The organism is Kitasatospora nipponensis, assembly GCF_039528135.1.
Lineage (GTDB): Bacteria > Actinomycetota > Actinomycetes > Streptomycetales > Streptomycetaceae > Kitasatospora > Kitasatospora nipponensis.
Window position 1 is genome coordinate 1 of the sequence record NZ_BAAALF010000577.1, and the last position, 873, is coordinate 873.

The 873-nt window shown below is 68.5% G+C and carries 1 protein-coding gene; it reads right to left on the reverse strand.

Annotation, left to right across the window (positions count from 1 at the left end; translation table 11 throughout):
• The coding region (locus ABD323_RS42010; protein WP_344447334.1) for a PKD domain-containing protein at positions 1–873 on the reverse strand (873 nt) is incomplete at both ends.

Here is an 873-nt window from a genome sequence, read left to right on the forward strand (position 1 = left end):
GCCACCTGGCCCCGGGTGGTGCCCACGCCCTCGCGGGTGTCCACCAGACGTGCCGGGCTGATCGGGGTGAAGCCGCTGGAGACCTTCTGACTGAAGTAGCCCGCGATGTCCGCGATCACGTCGACCGTGCCGCCGCTGCCGTTGTACAGCTCGACGTAACCGTTGGCGCCGACCGGCACGACCGACAGGTTCGGCACCGTCTGCCCCGGCGTGAAGTTCACGTTCGAGGTCGTCGGGCGGGGGTCTTCGCCGCCGGACGGGTAGGCCGTGATGAAGCCACCCGTCTGGGGGTTGGTGACCGTCAGGTTGAGGACCGCGGCGGTCACGCCGGCCGGGATGCTCCCGTTACCCGCGATCTTCAGTCGGGCCGTGGCGCCCGGAGCGATGCTGGCGCCGCGGGTGTCGAGCAGACGGGTCGGGCCGTAGGCCGTGTAGTGCGAACCGGCGGTGGTGATCGCCATGCTGTCCGAGACAGCACCGCTCGCGTCAGTGGCCGTCACGGTGATGGTGTACGTACCCAGCTTGGCGTACGTGTGGTTCGCCTCTGCGAAGTTCTCGGCGTCCGTGTTCGCGGTGCTGGTGGTTCCGTCGCCCCAGGCGATGGTGACCGGCACCGAGCCGGAGTTCCCGCCCACCGAGGCGGTCAGCGAAATGCCGCGCCCGCTGTTGGGAATGGCCATGAAGCCCACGATGAGATTGGACTCCGCCCGGGGGCTGACTTCACCCTTGGCGGCGCGAGCCTTGATCGCCTTCTCGCCGGGGCTGACGAAGGTCTGGAAACCCGAGGACTTGATGTCCTCCAGGGTCTTGGAATTCACCGGCTTGGAAACAGCCTTGGCCGGAGCGGGCTCGGCAGCCTGGGCAGAAGCCGGG